Source organism: Marinobacter sp. es.048 (assembly GCF_900188435.1).
Taxonomy (GTDB): domain Bacteria; phylum Pseudomonadota; class Gammaproteobacteria; order Pseudomonadales; family Oleiphilaceae; genus Marinobacter.
Window position 1 is genome coordinate 1,325,805 of the sequence record NZ_FYFA01000002.1, and the last position, 17,477, is coordinate 1,343,281.

General features: G+C 58.2%; 17 protein-coding genes. 4 read left to right on the plus strand and 13 right to left on the minus strand.

From position 1 onward, the window contains the following. Positions 1-4: 4 nt before the first annotated feature. The 8 genes from pilV to murJ all read right to left on the minus strand — a co-directional run bounded on the left by pilV (position 5) and on the right by murJ (position 8,871). A complete protein-coding gene (gene pilV / locus CFT65_RS17160; RefSeq protein WP_088829243.1) occupies positions 5-556 on the minus strand; it encodes a type IV pilus modification protein PilV in 552 nt (183 codons plus the stop codon). A 14-nt stretch (positions 557-570) separates the two neighbouring features. Beyond that, positions 571-1,176: a GspH/FimT family pseudopilin gene (locus tag CFT65_RS17165; RefSeq protein WP_088829244.1), complete on the minus strand. Its 606-nt coding sequence runs from the start codon at positions 1,174-1,176 to the stop codon at positions 571-573. 213 nt (positions 1,177-1,389) lie between these two features. Then, complete coding sequence (gene ispH, locus CFT65_RS17170; RefSeq protein WP_088829245.1) at positions 1,390-2,343, minus strand: 4-hydroxy-3-methylbut-2-enyl diphosphate reductase; 954 nt, start codon at positions 2,341-2,343, stop codon at positions 1,390-1,392. A gap of 18 nt (positions 2,344-2,361) precedes the next feature. Beyond that, a complete protein-coding gene (fkpB, locus tag CFT65_RS17175) occupies positions 2,362-2,814 on the minus strand; it encodes an FKBP-type peptidyl-prolyl cis-trans isomerase (protein ID WP_088829246.1) in 453 nt (150 codons plus the stop codon). 5 nt (positions 2,815-2,819) lie between these two features. After that, the gene (gene lspA, locus CFT65_RS17180; protein WP_088829247.1) at positions 2,820-3,344 is read right to left on the minus strand and encodes a signal peptidase II; all 525 of its coding nucleotides are present in this window, start codon (positions 3,342-3,344) and stop codon (positions 2,820-2,822) included. Further along, positions 3,344-6,163 carry an isoleucine--tRNA ligase gene (gene ileS / locus CFT65_RS17185; protein ID WP_088829250.1) on the minus strand — a complete coding sequence of 940 codons (2,820 nt, stop codon included), beginning with the start codon at positions 6,161-6,163 and terminating at the stop codon, positions 3,344-3,346. Before ileS ends, lspA begins: the two co-directional genes overlap by 1 nt. 74 nt (positions 6,164-6,237) lie before the next feature. After that, on the minus strand, positions 6,238-7,209 hold the full coding sequence (gene ribF, locus CFT65_RS17190) for a bifunctional riboflavin kinase/FAD synthetase (protein WP_088829252.1): 972 nt from the start codon (positions 7,207-7,209) through the stop codon (positions 6,238-6,240). 81 nt (positions 7,210-7,290) lie between these two features. Further along, entirely contained in the window at positions 7,291-8,871 is a 1,581-nt protein-coding gene (murJ, locus tag CFT65_RS17195; protein ID WP_088829254.1) for a murein biosynthesis integral membrane protein MurJ, read from the minus strand. Positions 8,872-9,132: 261 nt separating this feature from the next. On the opposite strand from murJ, the gene rpsT reads away from it, so the two are divergent. Further along, positions 9,133-9,402, plus strand: coding sequence for a 30S ribosomal protein S20 (gene rpsT, locus CFT65_RS17200; RefSeq protein ID WP_088829256.1), 270 nt, complete (start codon positions 9,133-9,135; stop codon positions 9,400-9,402). Positions 9,403-9,466: 64 nt separating this feature from the next. Here rpsT and proB read toward each other — a convergent pair whose 3' ends face one another. From proB to rplU, 4 genes are all read right to left on the minus strand, one after another. Next, a complete protein-coding gene (gene proB / locus CFT65_RS17205; RefSeq protein WP_088829258.1) occupies positions 9,467-10,591 on the minus strand; it encodes a glutamate 5-kinase in 1,125 nt (374 codons plus the stop codon). A gap of 36 nt (positions 10,592-10,627) precedes the next feature. Further along, entirely contained in the window at positions 10,628-11,821 is a 1,194-nt protein-coding gene (cgtA, locus tag CFT65_RS17210) for an Obg family GTPase CgtA (protein ID WP_088829260.1), read from the minus strand. A gap of 144 nt (positions 11,822-11,965) precedes the next feature. Further along, positions 11,966-12,226: a 50S ribosomal protein L27 gene (gene rpmA, locus CFT65_RS17215; protein ID WP_088829262.1), complete on the minus strand. Its 261-nt coding sequence runs from the start codon at positions 12,224-12,226 to the stop codon at positions 11,966-11,968. 36 nt (positions 12,227-12,262) lie between these two features. Further along, the gene (gene rplU / locus CFT65_RS17220) at positions 12,263-12,574 is read right to left on the minus strand and encodes a 50S ribosomal protein L21 (protein ID WP_088829263.1); all 312 of its coding nucleotides are present in this window, start codon (positions 12,572-12,574) and stop codon (positions 12,263-12,265) included. A 243-nt stretch (positions 12,575-12,817) separates the two neighbouring features. On the opposite strand from rplU, the gene ispB reads away from it, so the two are divergent. Beyond that, positions 12,818-13,786: an octaprenyl diphosphate synthase gene (ispB, locus tag CFT65_RS17225; RefSeq protein ID WP_088829265.1), complete on the plus strand. Its 969-nt coding sequence runs from the start codon at positions 12,818-12,820 to the stop codon at positions 13,784-13,786. Here the strand turns inward: ispB and CFT65_RS17230 are convergent. Beyond that, positions 13,779-14,765, minus strand: coding sequence for a glutathione S-transferase family protein (locus CFT65_RS17230; protein ID WP_088829267.1), 987 nt, complete (start codon positions 14,763-14,765; stop codon positions 13,779-13,781). The two genes, ispB and CFT65_RS17230, sit on opposite strands and share 8 nt — an antisense overlap. Before the next feature lie 149 nt (positions 14,766-14,914). Here CFT65_RS17230 and CFT65_RS17235 point away from each other — a divergent pair, with 149 nt between their 5' ends. Together CFT65_RS17235 and CFT65_RS17240 are read left to right on the plus strand one after the other, a co-directional pair. Then, positions 14,915-15,826 carry a LysR substrate-binding domain-containing protein gene (locus tag CFT65_RS17235; RefSeq protein WP_088829268.1) on the plus strand — a complete coding sequence of 304 codons (912 nt, stop codon included), beginning with the start codon at positions 14,915-14,917 and terminating at the stop codon, positions 15,824-15,826. A gap of 116 nt (positions 15,827-15,942) precedes the next feature. Continuing rightward, complete coding sequence (locus tag CFT65_RS17240) at positions 15,943-17,472, plus strand: WS/DGAT/MGAT family O-acyltransferase (protein WP_088829269.1); 1,530 nt, start codon at positions 15,943-15,945, stop codon at positions 17,470-17,472. Positions 17,473-17,477: the final 5 nt, after the last annotated feature.

The following is a 17,477-nucleotide window of genomic DNA, read 5'->3' on the forward strand; positions in this document are numbered from 1 at the left end:
CACCTCACAATGAAAACCGGACTGAGTAGGAGTTATCACCGGCAATGGCCTCACCGGCATCGCCGCCCCGGCTCGCTTCATCCCACTGTACGGTCACGGTATAGATACCCGTGCCCGCATCGTAGGCTATGGTGCCCGTTCCACCTGGCAGCATGGCCATCGAATTGCCCGTACCCTCAACCTGCTGAGTCCATTCGATCTGATCCAGGGTCACCTGGTCCGTTGCCGTACACCCGGCAGACTGGCTGGCACAGGTGGGCGGCGTCGTGGACTGTATGTTGGCCGTCGAGAAACCGCCGTAGTTTCCCGCCTCGGCTTCGGCACCGTTTGCCCGCATCCGGTCGGCCATGTCGTAGGCAAGGATGCTGGCCTGGGTGCGAAGGTAGGCACCCTGATTGTTGCGCATGCCTTCAAAAAGGAGGCCGGCAAGTCCCAGAAGCCCGATAGCGAGAATAAAAAGGGTGACCAGTATTTCGATCATGGTGAAGCCGGACTGATGGTTGCCGGAGCGAGCGTATGAACCAAGAAGCAAAGGACGGTCTGTTCGGATAATCATGTTCATCTCCAGGCTCAGGGACAGGTTACGTCGGTGTCTTCGTGGTCATTGAGCACGCCCACCGTACCACCGGTATCCCGTGCCAGACGGGTCTGCCCGGACACATTGACCACAACCGCCCGTGCCCGGGCGGCACCCCTGTCATCGCAGATAATAAAGGTGCCGGCGGTGTTCCCCGTCGCCGAGGTGACCGGGAAGCCGTTGCGGGCAAACTGCACAAAGCCCCCGCCATCGCTGGTGAGGTCGAGGATCCGGAAGGTGTTACCGCCCGACAGGGCGCCACCCACTTTCAGGAGCTCATCACCATCACCGTTGTCAACGGAACGGTCACCATCAAAATCAGTGAAAACGATCCAGCCTGTTTCCCAGGCCGCATTACCGCTGCAGGATGCGCTGTCTGTAGAGGCGCACGCCGTAACAACGCCAGCCTGAAGCTTCGATGCCTCGCTCCTGGCGTAAGCGATCAGGCTGGACACCTCATTCACCTGCGCGGTCAGTCGGTTGTTGAGAACCGTCTCGCGAAACGATGGCACGGCATAGGCCGCCACAATTGCCAGGATGATGATGGTGACGATCAGCTCAAGGAGTGTGAAACCCGAATGGCGTCGGAGTTCAGACATAACGTAATCCCTTTATTGACTGATTAGAGATTATTGCCGGGCGGGTCGATATGCCAGCCTGAGTCGATAAATGGTGCGGAACGACGGATGAGTGGTCAGGAAGCCGTAAAAACCGGAATCCAATCACAAATGGCAGGGCCTGGGGGAGGTCGTCGGGACTCCGGGTGTTGACTGAGCCCTCCCCCGGTTGAGGAGGGCTCGAATCCCGAATAATCAGCCTACGTTGACAGCATCAATCCTCAGTTCCCGGGGCATCGAGAACACGATATTCTCCTCTCGTCCCGCAATCTCTTCAGGAACGCTGCCGCCGAGATCCCGCAGCCGGGTAATCACATCGTTCACCAGCACTTCCGGGGCTGAAGCGCCAGCGGTAACCCCAACAGAGGTCTTGCCTTCCAGCCAGGCAGCGTCGATCTGGGAGGCCTCATCAATCAGATAGGCCGGCGTACCCATTCTCTCCGCCAGCTCACGCAAGCGATTTGAGTTGGAGCTGTTCGGCGAGCCAACCACCAGCATCAGGTCGCAATCGCCGGCCAACTGCTTTACGGCATCCTGGCGGTTCTGGGTGGCGTAGCAGATGTCGTCCTTGCGAGGACCCTGAATCTCCGGGAACTTTACACGGAGGGCGTCGATGACACGGGCGGTATCGTCCATCGACAGGGTTGTCTGGGTCACGTATGAGAGCTTACCGGGGTCTTTAACCTCCAGGTTCGCCACGTCCTCCTCGTTCTCTACAAGGTAGATTTCACCACCATTGCTGTGGTCGTACTGTCCCATGGTGCCTTCCACTTCCGGGTGGCCGTGATGGCCGATCAGCACGCATTCCCTGCCATCGCGGCTGTAGCGCATGACTTCCAGGTGGACCTTGGTGACCAGTGGGCAAGTGGCGTCGAAGACTTTCAGGCCGCGGCGGGCCGCTTCGCTCTGAACCGCCTGGGAAACGCCGTGTGCGCTGAAGATAACGAGCTTGTCGTCCGGCACTTCGTCCAGCTCATCCACGAAGATGGCGCCACGGTTGCGCAGGTTATCCACCACAAATTTATTGTGGACCACCTCGTGCCTGACGTAGATGGGCGCTCCGAACACGTCCAGCGCCCGGTTTACAATTTCGATGGCGCGGTCCACGCCGGCACAAAAACCTCGGGGATTGGCGAGTCGGATCTGCATATCAACCTGCTGCTCTGGTTAGTGGGCCGGGCCGGCCGGTTCCACGTCAATGATTTCTACTTCAAACGTCAGTGTACGCCCTGCCAGGGGGTGATTGAAATCCACCTCCACTTCGTCACCCTCTACACGGCTTACAACACCGGGCAACTCGCTCTGACGCGCATCGGCGAAGGAGATCATCACGCCGGGCTCCAGCACCATATCGGGGCTGAACTCATGGCGCTTGAAGCTCTGTACGTTATTCGGGTTGTGCTGGCCAAAGGCTTTTTCGGGCGGAACCTGGAAACTGTCTTTATCACCGGCTGTCATGCCCATCAGGTAGGCTTCGAAATTTTCCGGCAGGTTGTCATCACCGATTTCCAGGGAAGCCGGTTCTTTCTCAAACGTTGAGTCAATCACTTCGCCATCAGGGAACTTCAGGGCAAAATGCAATTTTACACGGGTACCCTTGTCGACAGGCAGTTCATTCATAAGAGCTACTCACTCCTTTCGGCATCCCCGTCCGAACCGGCGGGTTTGCGAAACATATCGAGAATCATCATGGCGGCACCGATAGTGATCGCGGTGTCAGCCAGGTTAAAGGCGGGAAAGTGCCAGTCCTGCCAGTAGAAGTGCAGGAAATCGACCACGTAGCCATGCACCACCCGATCGTAGACGTTACCCAGTGCGCCGCCGAGTATGAGTACGATGGCAATGGCCGTCCAGGTCTCATGGCGCTGCAGGTTTTTCAGCCAGTAGACCAACACAACGCTGACCACCAGCGCCAGGGTAACGAAGAACCAGCGCTGCCAACCTGCCGCTCCAGCCAGAAAACTGAACGCTGCACCGGTGTTGTGAAGCAGCGTCAGGTTGAACATCGGAATCACCGGAACCGGGTTGCCGTAAGTCAGCATGGCGGTCGCCATGGCCTTGGTGCCGAGATCCAGAACGATCACCAGCACTGCCAGCCACAGCCACTTCAGTTTACTCCCGGTGATCTGCTCAGCCATGGTCGCGTCCATCAAGCGTAGGCGCGGGCTTCGCCCGGCCCTTCCACGTTGGTTACGCAACGGCCACAGAGGTCGTCGTACTTGGCATTGCGGCCGACGTCTTCCCGGTGGTGCCAGCAGCGCTCGCACTTGGTGTGAGCCGCCGGTGTCACCTGCACCCGGAGACCTTCATGAGAGGTCATTTCAGCATCGCCAGCTTCTGAAACTGGCTTAACGCTGGCTTCGGAGGTAATCAGGACAAACCGCAGTTCCTCACCCAGGTGCTTCAGATCGGCAGCCAGGTCGCCTTCGCAGAACAGAGTCACCTCGGCGCTGAGCGAACCTTTGATTTCACCCTGCGCCCTGGCTTCCTCCAGGCACTTGTTGACGGCCTCTTTCACGCTGTACATCTCGCGCCAGTAGTCGCGGCCAAGCTCAGCGTTTTCCGGCAGTGCTGTGAGGCCTTCGTACCAGGTTTCATAGAATACGGTATCGCTTCGCTTACCCGGCAGATGCTGCCAGATTTCATCAGCGGTGAAGCTGAGAATCGGGGCAATCCAGCGAACGAGCGCTTCGGCCACATGGTACAGGGCTGTCTGACAGGAACGACGCGCCAGACTGTTGGCCTGGGTGGTGTACTGCCGATCCTTGATAATATCCAGATAGAAGCCGCCCAAGGTGGCTTCACAGAAGTTGTACACCTTCTGGTAAATCCGCAGGAAGGCGTAGTTGCCGTAGTCCTCATGGAGCTCCTCCTGCAGTTGCAGGGCACGGTCCACCATCCAGCGATCCAGCGCGATCATGTCTTCCGGCGCGACCATGTGCTGCTCCGGATCGAATCCGGTGAGGTTGCTCAGCAGGAAGCGGGAGGTGTTCCGGATCCGGCGGTAACCGTCGGCGGTCTGGCGCAGGATGTCCTTGGACACGGTCATTTCGCCACTGTAGTCGGTTGCGGCCACCCACAGGCGCAGGATGTCGGCACCCAGCTCATTCATGACTTCCTGGGGTGCGATGACGTTGCCCAGGGATTTGGACATCTTGTGACCCTTGCCATCGACAGTAAAGCCGTGAGTCAGAACCTGCTTGTAAGGCGCCACGCCATTCATGGCGATGGACGTTTTCAGGGACGACTGGAACCAGCCTCGGTGCTGGTCGGAGCCTTCCAGGTACATATCCGCCGGGAACTGACCCAGCTCCTCGCGGACCCGCAGGACCGATTCGTGGGTCACGCCGGAATCGAACCAGACATCCAGGGTATCCGTTACCTTTTCGTACTGATCGGCATCAGCACCCAGCAGGGTCGACGCATCCAACTCGTACCAGGCGTCGATACCGCCCTCCTCGATTTGCTGAGCCACCTTCTCGATCAGGTTCTGGGTGTCAGGATGCAGTTCCTGAGTCTCTTTATTAATAAACAGCGTAATGGGCACGCCCCAGGTCCGCTGACGGGAGATACACCAGTCCGGAGACTGGTTGAACATGGCCTCGATGCGATTCTTACCCCAGGAAGGCACCCAGCGCACTCCCTGGATGGCTTCCAGGGCGTCGGCGCGCAGGTTTTCCTTGTCCATGCTGATAAACCACTGGGGGGTGGCCCGGTAGATCAGCGGGGTCTTGGTACGCCAGCAGTGAGGGTAGCTGTGGCGGAATTTCTCGGAACGAACCAGTTTGCCCTCGCGCTCGAGGGCGCTGCAAACCGGCTCATCCGCCTTGTAAACATGCACACCAGCAAGCTCACCGGCGGCAGAGGTGTAGGTGCCGTCCGCCTGAACCAGGTTGATGGTGCCGATGTTGTAGGCCTTGCCCACTTCAAAGTCTTCGATACCGTGGTCTGGCGCGGTATGAACAGCACCGGTACCGGCGTCGGTAGACACGTGTTCGCCCAGGATCACCGGCACCTGCTTGTCATAGATCGGATGCTGGAGAGCCAGGTTTTCCAGGGCGGCGCCAGAGCAAGTTGCCAGCACTTCGTAACTCTCAATCTGCCAGCGAGCCATGATGCCGTCCACCATGTCGGCGGCCAGAATCATGCGCTCGGGCCCCTGGCCGACATCGGTCTGCACCAAGGCGTAATCCAGGTCCGCATTAAGGGAAACCGCCTGGTTGGCCGGAATGGTCCAGGGAGTGGTCGTCCAGATAACCACGGACACATCGCCCTTGCCATTATCGGTGCCGAACAGTGACAGGGCTTTCGCCTGATCAACCGCGGTAAAGCGCACGTCGATCTGGGTCGAGGTCTTGTCCTGATACTCAACCTCGGCTTCTGCCAGAGCGGACTGACCTACCACACTCCAATAAACCGGCTTGTAACCACGCACCAGGTGGCCCTTGGCGACAATCTTGCCGAGCGCACGAACAATGCCCGCCTCAACCTTGGGATCCATGGTCAGATAAGGCTTGTCCCACTCCCCCATCACGCCGAGGCGGATGAAATCGGTTTTCTGACCGGCGATCTGCTTGGTGGCGTAGTCGCGACAGGCCTGGCGGAAGGTCTTGTAATCCACCTTTACACCGGCCTTGCCAATTTCCTGCTCGACCTTGTGTTCGATGGGCAGACCATGGCAGTCCCAGCCCGGCACGTAGGGTGCATCGTAGCCCATGAAACTGCGGGATTTGACGATCATGTCCTTGAGAATCTTGTTGACCGCATGACCAATGTGAATGCTGCCGTTGGCGTAGGGAGGGCCATCGTGGAGGATGAACTTTTCCCGCCCTTCACGCTGCTTGCGCAGGTTGCCGTATACGTCGAGATCCTGCCAGCGCTTAAGCATTTCAGGCTCGCGCTTGGCCAGGTTGCCGCGCATGGGGAAGGCGGTTTCCGGCAGATTCAGGGTGTGCTTGTAGTCGCTCATGGTTTGTGTGCGTACTCTTTTGGTCTTGGTCAGTTTTGGTCGGTCGTTTAATCGTTGGTGCGCAGCCGGGCGTTTCAATCCGCGCTTTTCACAGAGCCGTTTTCGGCAATCCACGCTCGGGCGTGGTCAAAATCCCGGGCAATCTGTTCTTTCAGCTCATCTACGGAACCGAACTTTTCCTCGTCCCGCAGGCCATGCCGGAACACAACTTCCAGATGCTGGCCATAAAGTGTGCCAGCAAAGTCAAACAGGTGCACTTCCAGTGAAGGCCGCTTGCCGTCAACGGTCGGGCGTACACCGATATTGGCAACGCCATCGAATCGGGCGCCGTCATCCAGGGTGGCGGCAACTACATAGACACCGCGCAGGGCGGGTGTCCGATGTAACAGAATATTCGCGGTTGGCGCGCCAATCTGGCGCCCCAGTTGACGGCCATACACAACACGACCCCGGATTTGATAGGGGTGACCGAGAAGCGATTCAGCCTTCTCAAGGCCATTCACCGTCAGCGAATCCCGGACCCGGGTACTGCTCACTCGCTCACCCGCTACCGTTACCGTAAGCGTGTTCTCGACGGTAAACCCGGCGCCTTTGCCGACTTTTTCAAGGAGGGCAAAATCGCCAGCCCGATCGCAGCCAAAACGGAAATCGTCTCCAACCACCAAGTGCTGAACTGCCAGCCCTTGAATGAGAACATCGTCTATAAAGCCCATGGCGGAATAGCTACGAAACGCCTGATTAAAGCGAAGGCACAGCACAATATCGATGCCTTCCGCCAGCAGGGCCTCGAACTTCTGGCGAAATCCCATCAGCCTTGGTGGCGCCTCACTGCCCTGGAAGAATTCACGGGGCTGGGGCTCGAAAATCATCACCACAGAGGGTACACCCAAAGCTTCCGCCTTACTTTTAACCTGGTCGATAATGGTCTTGTGCCCAAGGTGCACACCATCGAAGTTACCGACGGTCGCGACACACCCGTTGGCGAGCGGCGAGTATTCCCGGCGGGAAAGCATTTTCAGGTTGGTCAGGCCCCGGATCAGACGCATGCAATGCGAACCTTCAATTGCCAGCTAGCTTTCAGCGCTCACTTTTACCGCAACGCTGGTGAGAAAACGCGCGATTATACCTTACCTGTGGCGGAAATGTCTTACCCGAACCCCGGCCAGCGCCAGCGCAACGAAGTAGACGGCGACGCCCGCCCCCACCAGCACCGCCATATCCGCTGCCCGCTGATAACCGCCGTTTGCCAGCCACACCGACACCGGGGCGTTGAGCCAGATAATGATGGCCGCCAGCGCTCCGTTGGCAAACAGCAGCTGAAGCAGAAAACGGGGCCAGCCGGGCTGGCTCTGCCAGGCCCCTTCCTTACGCAGTCCGCGCCACAGAAGATAGCCATTCAACCAGGCCGATATGGAGGTGGCCAACGCGAGGCCGGCGTGAGCCAAGGGAAAAATGAGAATCAGGTTGAACACCATGTTTGCCACCATGGCAATGATGCCGATCTTGACCGGCGTTTTGGTGTCCTCCCTCGCGAAAAATCCCGGCGCCAGAACCTTGATCAGCATGAACGCCAGCAACCCCGCGGAGTAGGCCCTCAAGCTCTGGGCCGACATGGCCACGTCGCGGTCGGTTACCGCGCCATAGTGAAACAAGGTGGCAATCAGAGGCTCGGCCAACAGCGCAAGCGCCAGGGCTGCCGGAAGACCAATTAAAAGAACCGCCCGAACGGCCCAATCCAGGGTGGCGGCGAACTGGTCCGCTGACGCCGCTGCGTGTTTACGGGAAAGGCTCGGCAGAATAACCGTGGCAATGGCTATGCCGAATACCCCGAGGGGCAATTCCGAGAGCCGGTCAGAGTAATACAACCAGGAAACGCTGCCGGTCTGGAGAAAGGACGCCAGAACCGTATCCAGCAGCAGGTTTATCTGGCTGACCGACACCCCGAACAGCGCAGGCGCCATCAACTTGAGAATCCGGCTAACACCCTCGTGGCGATAATCCACTCGAGGCCGTGGCAACAGGCCCAATCGCATCAGAAACGGCAACTGGAAAAACAGTTGTAGAGCCCCGGCAATGAAGACGCCCCAGGCCAGAGCCATCACCGGTTCATCCATAAGCGGCGTTAACCAGATTGCCGCGGCAATCATCGCCAGATTCAGAAGCACCGGAGTAAACGCTGGTACGGCAAAGCGATCGTAGCTATTGAGGATGCCACCCGCGAAGGCGGTCAGGGAAATCAGCAGCAGATATGGAAAGGTGATGCGCAACATGTCGCTGGTCAGCGCGAATTTTACGTCATCATCCAGAAAGCCCGGGGCGAAAACCGCTGTCAGCACCGGCGCGCCAAGAATGGCCACCAGCGTGACGCCCAACAGCACCAAACCGAGGGAACCAGCAACAGCATTGACCAGCCGCTGAACGTCCGAGAGTGACTGATTCTCCCGGTAGGATGACAATACCGGCACAAAGGCCTGGGAGAAGGCGCCCTCGGCAAATAAACGACGGAGGAAATTCGGAATCTTGAAAGCCACAAAAAAAGCATCCGCCCCGGCACCGGCGCCGAAATAGCGAGCAATGACCATATCCCGAACCAGGCCCAGCACCCGGGACAGCATGGTCATGATACCCACGAGCCCCGACGACCTGAGCAGGCCGGGCGCCTTGGGCAATTGCTTCTGTTCAGGCGTTGATTCAGGTTCCGACGACATGCAGGCCCTTGTCTGGCATTGTGGCTATCCTTTTGGGGCGGGCATCTCGGGAATTACCTGCTTCCCGGTCAAGCCCGCTTTCAGTGAGCCGCGAGTTTACCACAGGCCTTTTGTGCCGGGGCATGAAATGGGTTTTAGCCTTGACATTTGAAGGTTTGAGCGGCATAGTTCCGCGTCATTTATTTCGACGCGCTGGTTTTGGCGCGCCCGCGATGTAACGAATCATTCAGCAACGAATTTGAGATTTTCAGGAGTTTTACGGTGGCAAATTCCCCGCAAGCCAAGAAGCGCGCACGTCAGAACGAGAAGAACCGCAAGCACAATGCAAGCCTGCGTTCCATGGCTCGTACTTACATGAAAAAGATCCAGACCAAGATCGAAGCCGGCAACTACGAAGAAGCCCAGGCTGCTTTCCAGCAGGCTCAGCCGATTCTGGATAGCATGGTCAACAAAGGCATCTTCGCGAAGAACAAGGTTGCTCGTCACAAGAGCCGCCTGAGCGCCAAGATCAAGTCCCTGAAGAGCGCCTAATTCGCTCTATATTCAGGTACAAAAAACCGGCCAACAGGCCGGTTTTTTTATGGGCGAGCGATTATTACACGATTACCAGATTGTCCCGGTGAATCATCTCCTCTCCTGACATATAGCCAAGAATCTCGGTAATCCGGTCACTGGACCGGCCGGCAATGGCCCTTGCTTCATCAGCGTCGTAATTCACCAGACCCCGGGCGATTTCACGACCACTCTGATCGAAGCAGGACACCATTTCCCCACGCCGGAACTGCCCCGACACACCTTTGACCCCCACCGGCAGAAGACTTCGACCACCCAGACAAAGCACTTTCACCGCACCATCATCCAGAGTCAGCCTGCCACGGGTCTGCAGATGACTGGCGAGCCATTGCTTTCGAGCCGCAATCCGGCCCTGTTCCGGCAACAACAGAGTGCCGATTACATCACCCTGTCGCAGTCGAGCAATCACCCCCTCAATGCGGCCACCGACGATGACCGTAAAAGCCCCGGACCGGGCAGCAAGGCGCGCAGCCCGCAACTTGGTCTGCATACCACCGCGGCCAAGAACACCGGCGCCGCCGCCTGCCATGGCATCCAGCTCGCGATCACCGGCGCGACGCTCGGTCACCAGACGGGCATCCGCATGCTTTCTCGGATCCCTGTCAAACAGACCCAGTTGATCAGTCAGGATAATCAGGCCATCGGCCTCAATCAGATTGGCAACCAGTGCGCCCAGGGTGTCGTTATCGCCAAACCGGATCTCGTCGGTAACCACGGTGTCGTTTTCATTAACGATCGGCACTACACCGAAGTTCAGCAACGCCCTGAGTGTGCCACGACCGTTAAGGTATCGCTTGCGGTCGGACAGGTCATCGTGGGTGAGCAGAATCTGCGCCGTGTGGATGTCGTGCCGCTTGAACTGGGCCTCCCAGGTCTGCACCAACCCCATCTGACCGACAGCCGCAGCCGCCTGCAGCTCATGGAGCTGCTCGGGCCTGACGGTCCAGCCCAAACGACTCATTCCCTCTGCGACAGAACCAGAGGAAACGACAACCACCTCCACGCCGTCTTCAATTAGCTCGGCGATCTGATCAACCCACAAACCCAGAGCCGCCACATCCAGGCCACGGCCATCGTTGGTCAGCAAAGCGCTTCCGATCTTGATAACCAGGCGGCGGGCCTGGCGCAGCTGTAGGCGTTCAGTCATGGTGCGTGAGCGATCTCTCTGGTGTCAGTCCTTCGTTTACTCCGGGGCGTAAACCACTTCGACGTCGTAATCATCATCGTCAAAGTCGTCGTCATCGTCCTCTTCACGGGCCGCACGGCGGGCCTGGCGCTCGGCTTCAATACGGGCGCGAGCCTCGTCATCCATCTGCCGACGCCGCTGGGCTTCCTGCTCGGCAAACTCCGGGTTCTGAGCCTCTTCTTCAGCCTGCTCCTCAATCCAGCGCATGACAGCCTGAGCCAGCGACTTGGTACCCTCGCCGCTAAGGGCGGAGATCCAGAATACAGGCCCCTCCCATCCGAGCTCATCGACAATGGCCTGACAATGAGCGTCGCGGTCTTCCTCGGCCACCATGTCGACCTTGTTCAGCACCAGCCATCTGGGGCGATTTGCCAGGGTTTCGCTGAACTTCTCAAGCTCGTGCTCGATTGTTCGAACCGCATCGGCGGGCGAGGAGCCATCGTAAGGCGCCACATCCACAAGGTGAAGCAGCAGACGGGTGCGCACGAGATGCTTCAGGAAGCGGATACCCAGGCCCGCGCCTTCGGCAGCCCCCTCAATCAGACCGGGAATATCGGCAATAACGAAACTCTGGTGCGCCTGTACGCTAACAACACCAAGATTAGGCACCAGCGTGGTAAACGGATAGTCGGCAACCTTCGGGCGAGCCGCCGATACCGAACGGATAAAGGTAGACTTGCCGGCATTGGGCATGCCCAGCAAACCCACGTCCGCCAGCACTTTCAGCTCCAGCCTCAGGTTCCGCAGCTCACCCTCAGAGCCTTTGGTGGTCTGGCGGGGTGCACGGTTCACTGAGGACTTGAAGCGGGTATTACCGAGACCATGAAACCCGGCCTGGGCAACTTTCAGGCGCTGGCCGGCATGGGTCAGATCCCCCAGCACCTCATGGGTATCCATATCAACAACCGTGGTACCCACCGGAACCGGCAAAACAAGATCTTCGCCTTTATTACCGGTGCAGTTGCGACCGGAACCGGGCTCGCCATTCTGGGCTTTGTGCTTGCGCTGGAACCGGTAGTCGATCAGCGTGTTCAGCGACTCCTCGGCTTCCAGGTACACGGAACCACCATCGCCCCCGTCGCCGCCATCGGGGCCACCCTTGGGAACGTATTTTTCACGCCGGAAGCTCAGGCAGCCGTGACCGCCCTTGCCGGCTTCCACAATGATGGTGGCTTCGTCTACGAATTTCATGAATCAACCCTTTGCGCCATGCGCATAAACTAAAAAGCCCCGCAGCCTCAAGGAAGCTTTGCGGGGCTCCGAATGGCTCTGAAAACCTGATGATATCAGGATATCAGCGCCACCCAAGGTTCGACAGAACCGGATCGCCGCTGCTTAAGCAGCCGGAACGATGCTCACGAACTTACGGCTCTGCGGGCCTTTGACTTCGAACTTCACCTGGCCGTCTGCTTTCGCGAACAGGGTGTGGTCCTTGCCAATACCAACATTGCTACCAGCGTGGAAACGGGTGCCACGCTGACGGATGATGATGCTACCTGCAGATACAGTCTCACCGCCGAAGCGCTTCACACCAAGTCGTTTCGACTCGGAATCGCGACCGTTACGGGTACTACCTGCTGCCTTTTTATGAGCCATTACCAGCCTCCTTATTTAAGGGGTAATTCGAGAGCCTCAGCCCTTGATACCCGTGATCTTGACTTCAGTAAACCACTGACGGTGGCCCTGACGCTTCATGTGATGCTTACGACGACGGAACTTGATGATCTGAACCTTGTCGTGACGACCGTGGTTGACCACTTCCGCTGTCACTTTGGCACCATCAACAACCGGCGCGCCTACCTGAACCTTGTCGCCGTCGGCGATCAGCAGAACGCGATCGAACTCAACGTTGCCACCGGTTTCAACTTCCAGCTTTTCCAGCTTCAGGGTTTCGCCTTCTTTAACACGGTGCTGCTTACCACCGCTAACAATAACTGCGTACATTCACTCGTTCTCCACGATTGACCCATCCCTGCTCTTATCCACCTGGTTCTAAGGGAAGCGCTCTGGCGACCCTATAGCAGGGAGCGCAGGTTGGGATGAGTTGGGCGCGTGATTGTACGAAAAGACGCACCGCAACACAAGCCAAGTTGACACTACCTTCGGCAATACCTAGCATTGCCGCGACCTGCCTTTAATATCAACGATCGCGACGACGATAACACCAGCAAGGGATCTACAAGCCGCATGACAGCCCAGCGCATTTACAACACCGTGGCCGACGACTTCAGCCGCGTCAATGATCTGATTATACAGCGGCTTTCCTCAGATGTTCCCCTGGTGGAGAAAATCGCCCAGTACATTATCGAAAGCGGCGGTAAGCGCTTGAGACCGTTACTGGTTCTGCTTTCCAGTCAGGCCGCTGGCTACAACAAAGACGATCATCTCAAGCTCGCCGCCGTGATCGAATTCCTGCACACCGCCACCCTGCTGCACGACGATGTGGTCGACACCTCGGACATGCGCCGGGGCCGGAGCACCGCCAACGCCCGCTGGGGCAACGCGCCAAGCGTACTGGTAGGTGATTTCCTCTACGCCCGGGCATTCGAGATGATGGTGGAACTCAAAAGCCTGCGGATCATGGACGTTTTGTCGCATGCCACGGCAGTCATCGCCGAGGGCGAGGTCATGCAACTGATGAATGTTAAAAACCCGGACCTGACAGAAGACCAGTACATGAAGGTCATCCACAACAAGACCGCCATGCTCTTCGAAGCCGCCTCCCACACCGGCGCCCTGCTTGCCGAAGCCAGTGAGGAGCAGGAACTGGGCCTGAAAGACTACGGCAAGCACCTGGGCCTCGCGTTCCAACTGGTCGACGATGTCCTGGATTACCGGGGCGACGCCGAAGCCATGGGCAAGAACGTGGGCGACGACCTGGCTGAAGGCAAAACCACCCTGCCCCTGATCCACGCCATGGCTCATGGAACCGAGGATGAACGGCAGCTTATCCGTCAGGCGATCCGCAAGGGCGGCCTGGAGGATCTGCCCCGCATCCTCGACATCGTTGAGCACTCAGGCGCAATCGAATACACCATGACCAAGGCCCGGCAGCAGGCCGCATTGGCCGCCGGCTGCCTGAATTGCCTTCCCGAATCAGCACACAAGGAAGCAATGGTGTTGCTGACTGACATTGCGGTTGCGAGGGTTAGCTAAGCGACTCACGCCCGTGGGGTGAGTCAAAGTCCAGCTCCGGCCCAACCGGCACGATCTGAGTCGGGTTAATGGTTCTCTGGCTCACGTAGTAATGGCGTTTGATCTGGTCGATATCCACGGTTTCCGCCACCCCAGGCTCCTGGTAGAGATCCCGAACGTAGGCAGAAAGCGCCGGAAAATCACTGATCCGCTGCCGGTTGCACTTGAAGTGGCTGTAGTACACTGCATCAAACCGGATCAGCGTCGTGAACAGGCGCCAGTCCGCCTCGGTCAGGCGATCACCCATCAGATACCGCTGGTCAGACAAGCGCTCTTCGAGCCAGTCGAGGGAGTCGAACAACGCGTTGTAGGCCTCCTCGTATTTATCCTGAGCGGTGGCAAAACCCGCCTTATAGACACCGTTATTGACCGTGTCGTAGACCCGGGCGTTTACCTCATCAATCTCCCCGCGGAGCTCCTCGGGATAGAAATCCAGGTCGGTACGAACACCCTCGAGGCCATCAAACGCCGAATTGAACATCCGGATAATCTCGGCCGACTCGTTGCTCGCAATCGTCTCTTTTTTCTTATCCCACAAGGTTGGTACCGTTACCCGGCCAGAATACTCCGGGGCTGCCTTGGTGTAGACCTGGTGCATAAAACCGAAGTCATGCAAATGATCCCGATGCTGCTCACTGTCGGGCCGGAATTCCCAGCCATTTTCAACCATGTCAGGGTGCACCACTGACACCGAAATATGCTTCTCCAACCCTTTGAGCTTCCGGAAAATCAACGTCCGGTGCGCCCAGGGGCACGCCATCGAGACATACAGATGATAGCGACCGGATGCCGCCTTGAAACCGCCTTCCCCATCCGGCCCCGGCGACCCATCGGCGGTCACCCAGTTCCGGAAACGCGCCGCTTCCCGTTCAAATTTGCCACCGGTCTTGTCGGTGTCATACCACTGATCATGCCATTTGCCGTCGATTAAAAGTCCCATCAAACCTCCGCTCAGAAAAACTGAATCATGGCAAGGTGACCGGTCATGCCGTCTTGCACCTACACCGAGTATTTAACAGGCAGAATACCGGCGACCCTGCTACGCTCTCAAACAAGCAATTCTGGCCAACAACCTCAGATAATTCGAACATGCACACAGCCATCACCATCGACGCCCTCAAAGTCCTTGATGCCATCGACCGCAAAGGCAGTTTCGCCGGGGCCGCCAACGAACTGTTCCGGGTTCCCTCCGCCATCAGTTACACCGTGCAGAAGCTGGAAGAAGACCTGAACGTGGCCATTTACGACCGAACCGGCCATCGGGCGCGACTGACGCCGGCCGGCCGGTACCTTCTGGAAGAGGGCCGCACCCTGCTTGAAGCAGCAGAGAACCTCGCGCACACCACCCGCCAGGTCGCTCAGGGCTGGGAAACCCGGTTACGGATCGGATTCAACTCACTGCTGCCGGCGGAATGCCTGTTTCCGGCAATCCAGGAATTCTATGAGTTGGGCGTGCCGGTGGATGTGCAAATTGTGGAGGAAGTCTTCGCTGGCACCTGGGATGCGCTGCAAAGCCGCCGCGTGGATCTGATCATCGGCGCTGATAATTTCAGCAAGCCTGCGGGAAACTACACAACCCACGCCCTGGGCGACCTGCCGTTCGTATTCGCCGTCGCCACCGATCACCCCCTGGCTGAGGCCGAGACTCCGCTCTCTGAGGACGACATCTCCCGTTATCCGGCAGCTGTCGCTGCAGACACATCACGGTCCCTGCCCCCGGGGCACGCCGGCATATTCCACCGTCAGCGCACCCTGACGGTGGCCAACATTGATCAGAAGATCGCCGTACAGGTAGCCGGTCTTGGCGTGGGGTGGCTACCCAGGGCAAGAATCAGCAAAGAACTGGAGAAAGGAAAGCTGATCATCAAAGAAGTCCAGGAAGCCCGCCAGCCAATCAAACTGCACCTGGCCAGACATGCGGAGGACCAGGGCAAGGCCTTGATGTGGTTCTGGGAACGACTCAGTTCGGAGCGAGCTATTTCGGACTGGCTAACAGACTGAAAACAAAGCAAATGATATGACTTCAACTCGGAGTCAGGCCAGACAAATGAGTCAACCGTTTGCCGGGGCACTTGGTTTATACTGCAGCTGAAACCAACGCCGAAGGGAGCTCTCTGATGCGGCAACTGTCGGAACTGGATGCCTCGTTCCTGTATCTGGAGTCGGAAACCACACCGATGCACATCGGAGGCATCTACCTTTTCGATGCCTCCGAGCGCGAGAAACCGCTGGCCTTCAGCACCTTTGTCGCCTACCTTCGAAGCCGCCTGCATGTTGTGCCAGTTTTCCGCCAACGCCTGAAGGAAATTCCCCTGCGTCTGGGGCGCCCCTACTGGATTGATGACCCCGATTTCAGCATCGAGCGCCACCTCGCCTACGTCAATCTGGGCGAACACGGTCGCAAGGCAAGCCTGATGACCCTGGCCTCACGGATTCTGGAAGAGCCGCTAAAAAGAGACCGCCCGCTCTGGCACATTACCTTCGTGGACGGCTTCAAACTGGACGAGGAGAACACCGGCAGTGATGGCTTCGCGCTCATCGTGAAGTTGCACCATGCCGCCATCGACGCCTTCAGCGGAGAGGAGATAATTGGCAAACTGCTCGAGTACACACCCGAGCCCAGCCCGATTTCGCCACCGCGCCCCTGGCAGCCCAGACCTGAACCCTCGGAAGAGCGGGTCATGCTTCAGGCCAGCGCGAACATCCTCCGTACCCCAATGCAGTTCACCTCTCTGGCGTTTAACGCGGCCGAGGCTACGGCCCGGGGCTTGATCCAGAAGCAGTTACGCAAACTGCCATTCCCGCTGCCGCTGTTCTCCGCTCCACACAGCCCTTTCAATCGACAGATTACGGCAAATCGGCAGATTGTCGCCGCCAGCGTGGAGCTTTCACGCTTGAAGGCGATCAAGGCGTTTCTCGGGGACGTAACGCTGAACGATGTGGTTTTGGGCCTTTGCGCCGAGGCCCTGAAGCGATACCTGATCAGCGAGGGCGCCAATGCCGACAAATCTTTGGTGGCTATGACACCGATCTCAGTGCGCTCCAACAGCCTGCGACGGGCAACCGGAAACCAGATGTCTGCCATGCTGCTGGATCTGGCGACCGATGAAACCAATCCTGCCAAACGGATACGGCGCATACACTGGAACGCGGTTGCCTCGGAGCCCTACCGGGAGGCCATTGCCGCAGATCGGCTGACGGAACTCCTGCCTTCGACCATGCTGGCGCTGTCTGCAAGACTTTACTCGGAGTTGCAAATTGCCCAGCGTTACCAGCCGGTGTTCAACCTGCCCATCACCAACGTTCCCGGACCACAGGTGCCGCTATATCTGCAGGGTGCACGCCTGGTTCAGCAATACAATACGGCGCCGCTGTTCGACAGTATGGGACTGGTGATTGTAGCGGTGAGCTATGAGGGAAGACTGACACTGAATTTCACCACCTGCCCGGATGTGGTGGCCCACGGAGAGTCATTACAGGCTCACGTGGATGAAAGCCTCAACGCCATTGAAACGGCCATGGAACGGCTCGGAACGGAGGAAACCAAAGAACCCATCGCAGCCTCCCCAACGCAGACCCTTGCAGATGATGCCATGACCGCGATGGAGGGCCTTCTCAAGAAAGCCCTGAAACGTTTCCGGGCCTGAACGGG

Coding starts and splice junctions, on each gene's coding strand:
- pilV (WP_088829243.1), bottom strand. CDS start 556: ATGATTATCCGAACAGACCGTCCTTTGCTTCTTGGTTCATACGCTCGC.
- CFT65_RS17165 (WP_088829244.1), bottom strand. CDS start 1,176: ATGTCTGAACTCCGACGCCATTCGGGTTTCACACTCCTTGAGCTGATC.
- ispH (WP_088829245.1), bottom strand. CDS start 2,343: ATGCAGATCCGACTCGCCAATCCCCGAGGTTTTTGTGCCGGCGTGGAC.
- fkpB (WP_088829246.1), bottom strand. CDS start 2,814: ATGAATGAACTGCCTGTCGACAAGGGTACCCGTGTAAAATTGCATTTT.
- lspA (WP_088829247.1), bottom strand. CDS start 3,344: ATGGACGCGACCATGGCTGAGCAGATCACCGGGAGTAAACTGAAGTGG.
- ileS (WP_088829250.1), bottom strand. CDS start 6,163: ATGAGCGACTACAAGCACACCCTGAATCTGCCGGAAACCGCCTTCCCC.
- ribF (WP_088829252.1), bottom strand. CDS start 7,209: ATGCGTCTGATCCGGGGCCTGACCAACCTGAAAATGCTTTCCCGCCGG.
- murJ (WP_088829254.1), bottom strand. CDS start 8,871: ATGTCGTCGGAACCTGAATCAACGCCTGAACAGAAGCAATTGCCCAAG.
- proB (WP_088829258.1), bottom strand. CDS start 10,591: ATGACTGAACGCCTACAGCTGCGCCAGGCCCGCCGCCTGGTTATCAAG.
- cgtA (WP_088829260.1), bottom strand. CDS start 11,821: ATGAAATTCGTAGACGAAGCCACCATCATTGTGGAAGCCGGCAAGGGC.
- rpmA (WP_088829262.1), bottom strand. CDS start 12,226: ATGGCTCATAAAAAGGCAGCAGGTAGTACCCGTAACGGTCGCGATTCC.
- rplU (WP_088829263.1), bottom strand. CDS start 12,574: ATGTACGCAGTTATTGTTAGCGGTGGTAAGCAGCACCGTGTTAAAGAA.
- ispB (WP_088829265.1), top strand. CDS start 12,818: ATGACAGCCCAGCGCATTTACAACACCGTGGCCGACGACTTCAGCCGC.
- CFT65_RS17230 (WP_088829267.1), bottom strand. CDS start 14,765: ATGGGACTTTTAATCGACGGCAAATGGCATGATCAGTGGTATGACACC.
- CFT65_RS17235 (WP_088829268.1), top strand. CDS start 14,915: ATGCACACAGCCATCACCATCGACGCCCTCAAAGTCCTTGATGCCATC.
- CFT65_RS17240 (WP_088829269.1), top strand. CDS start 15,943: ATGCGGCAACTGTCGGAACTGGATGCCTCGTTCCTGTATCTGGAGTCG.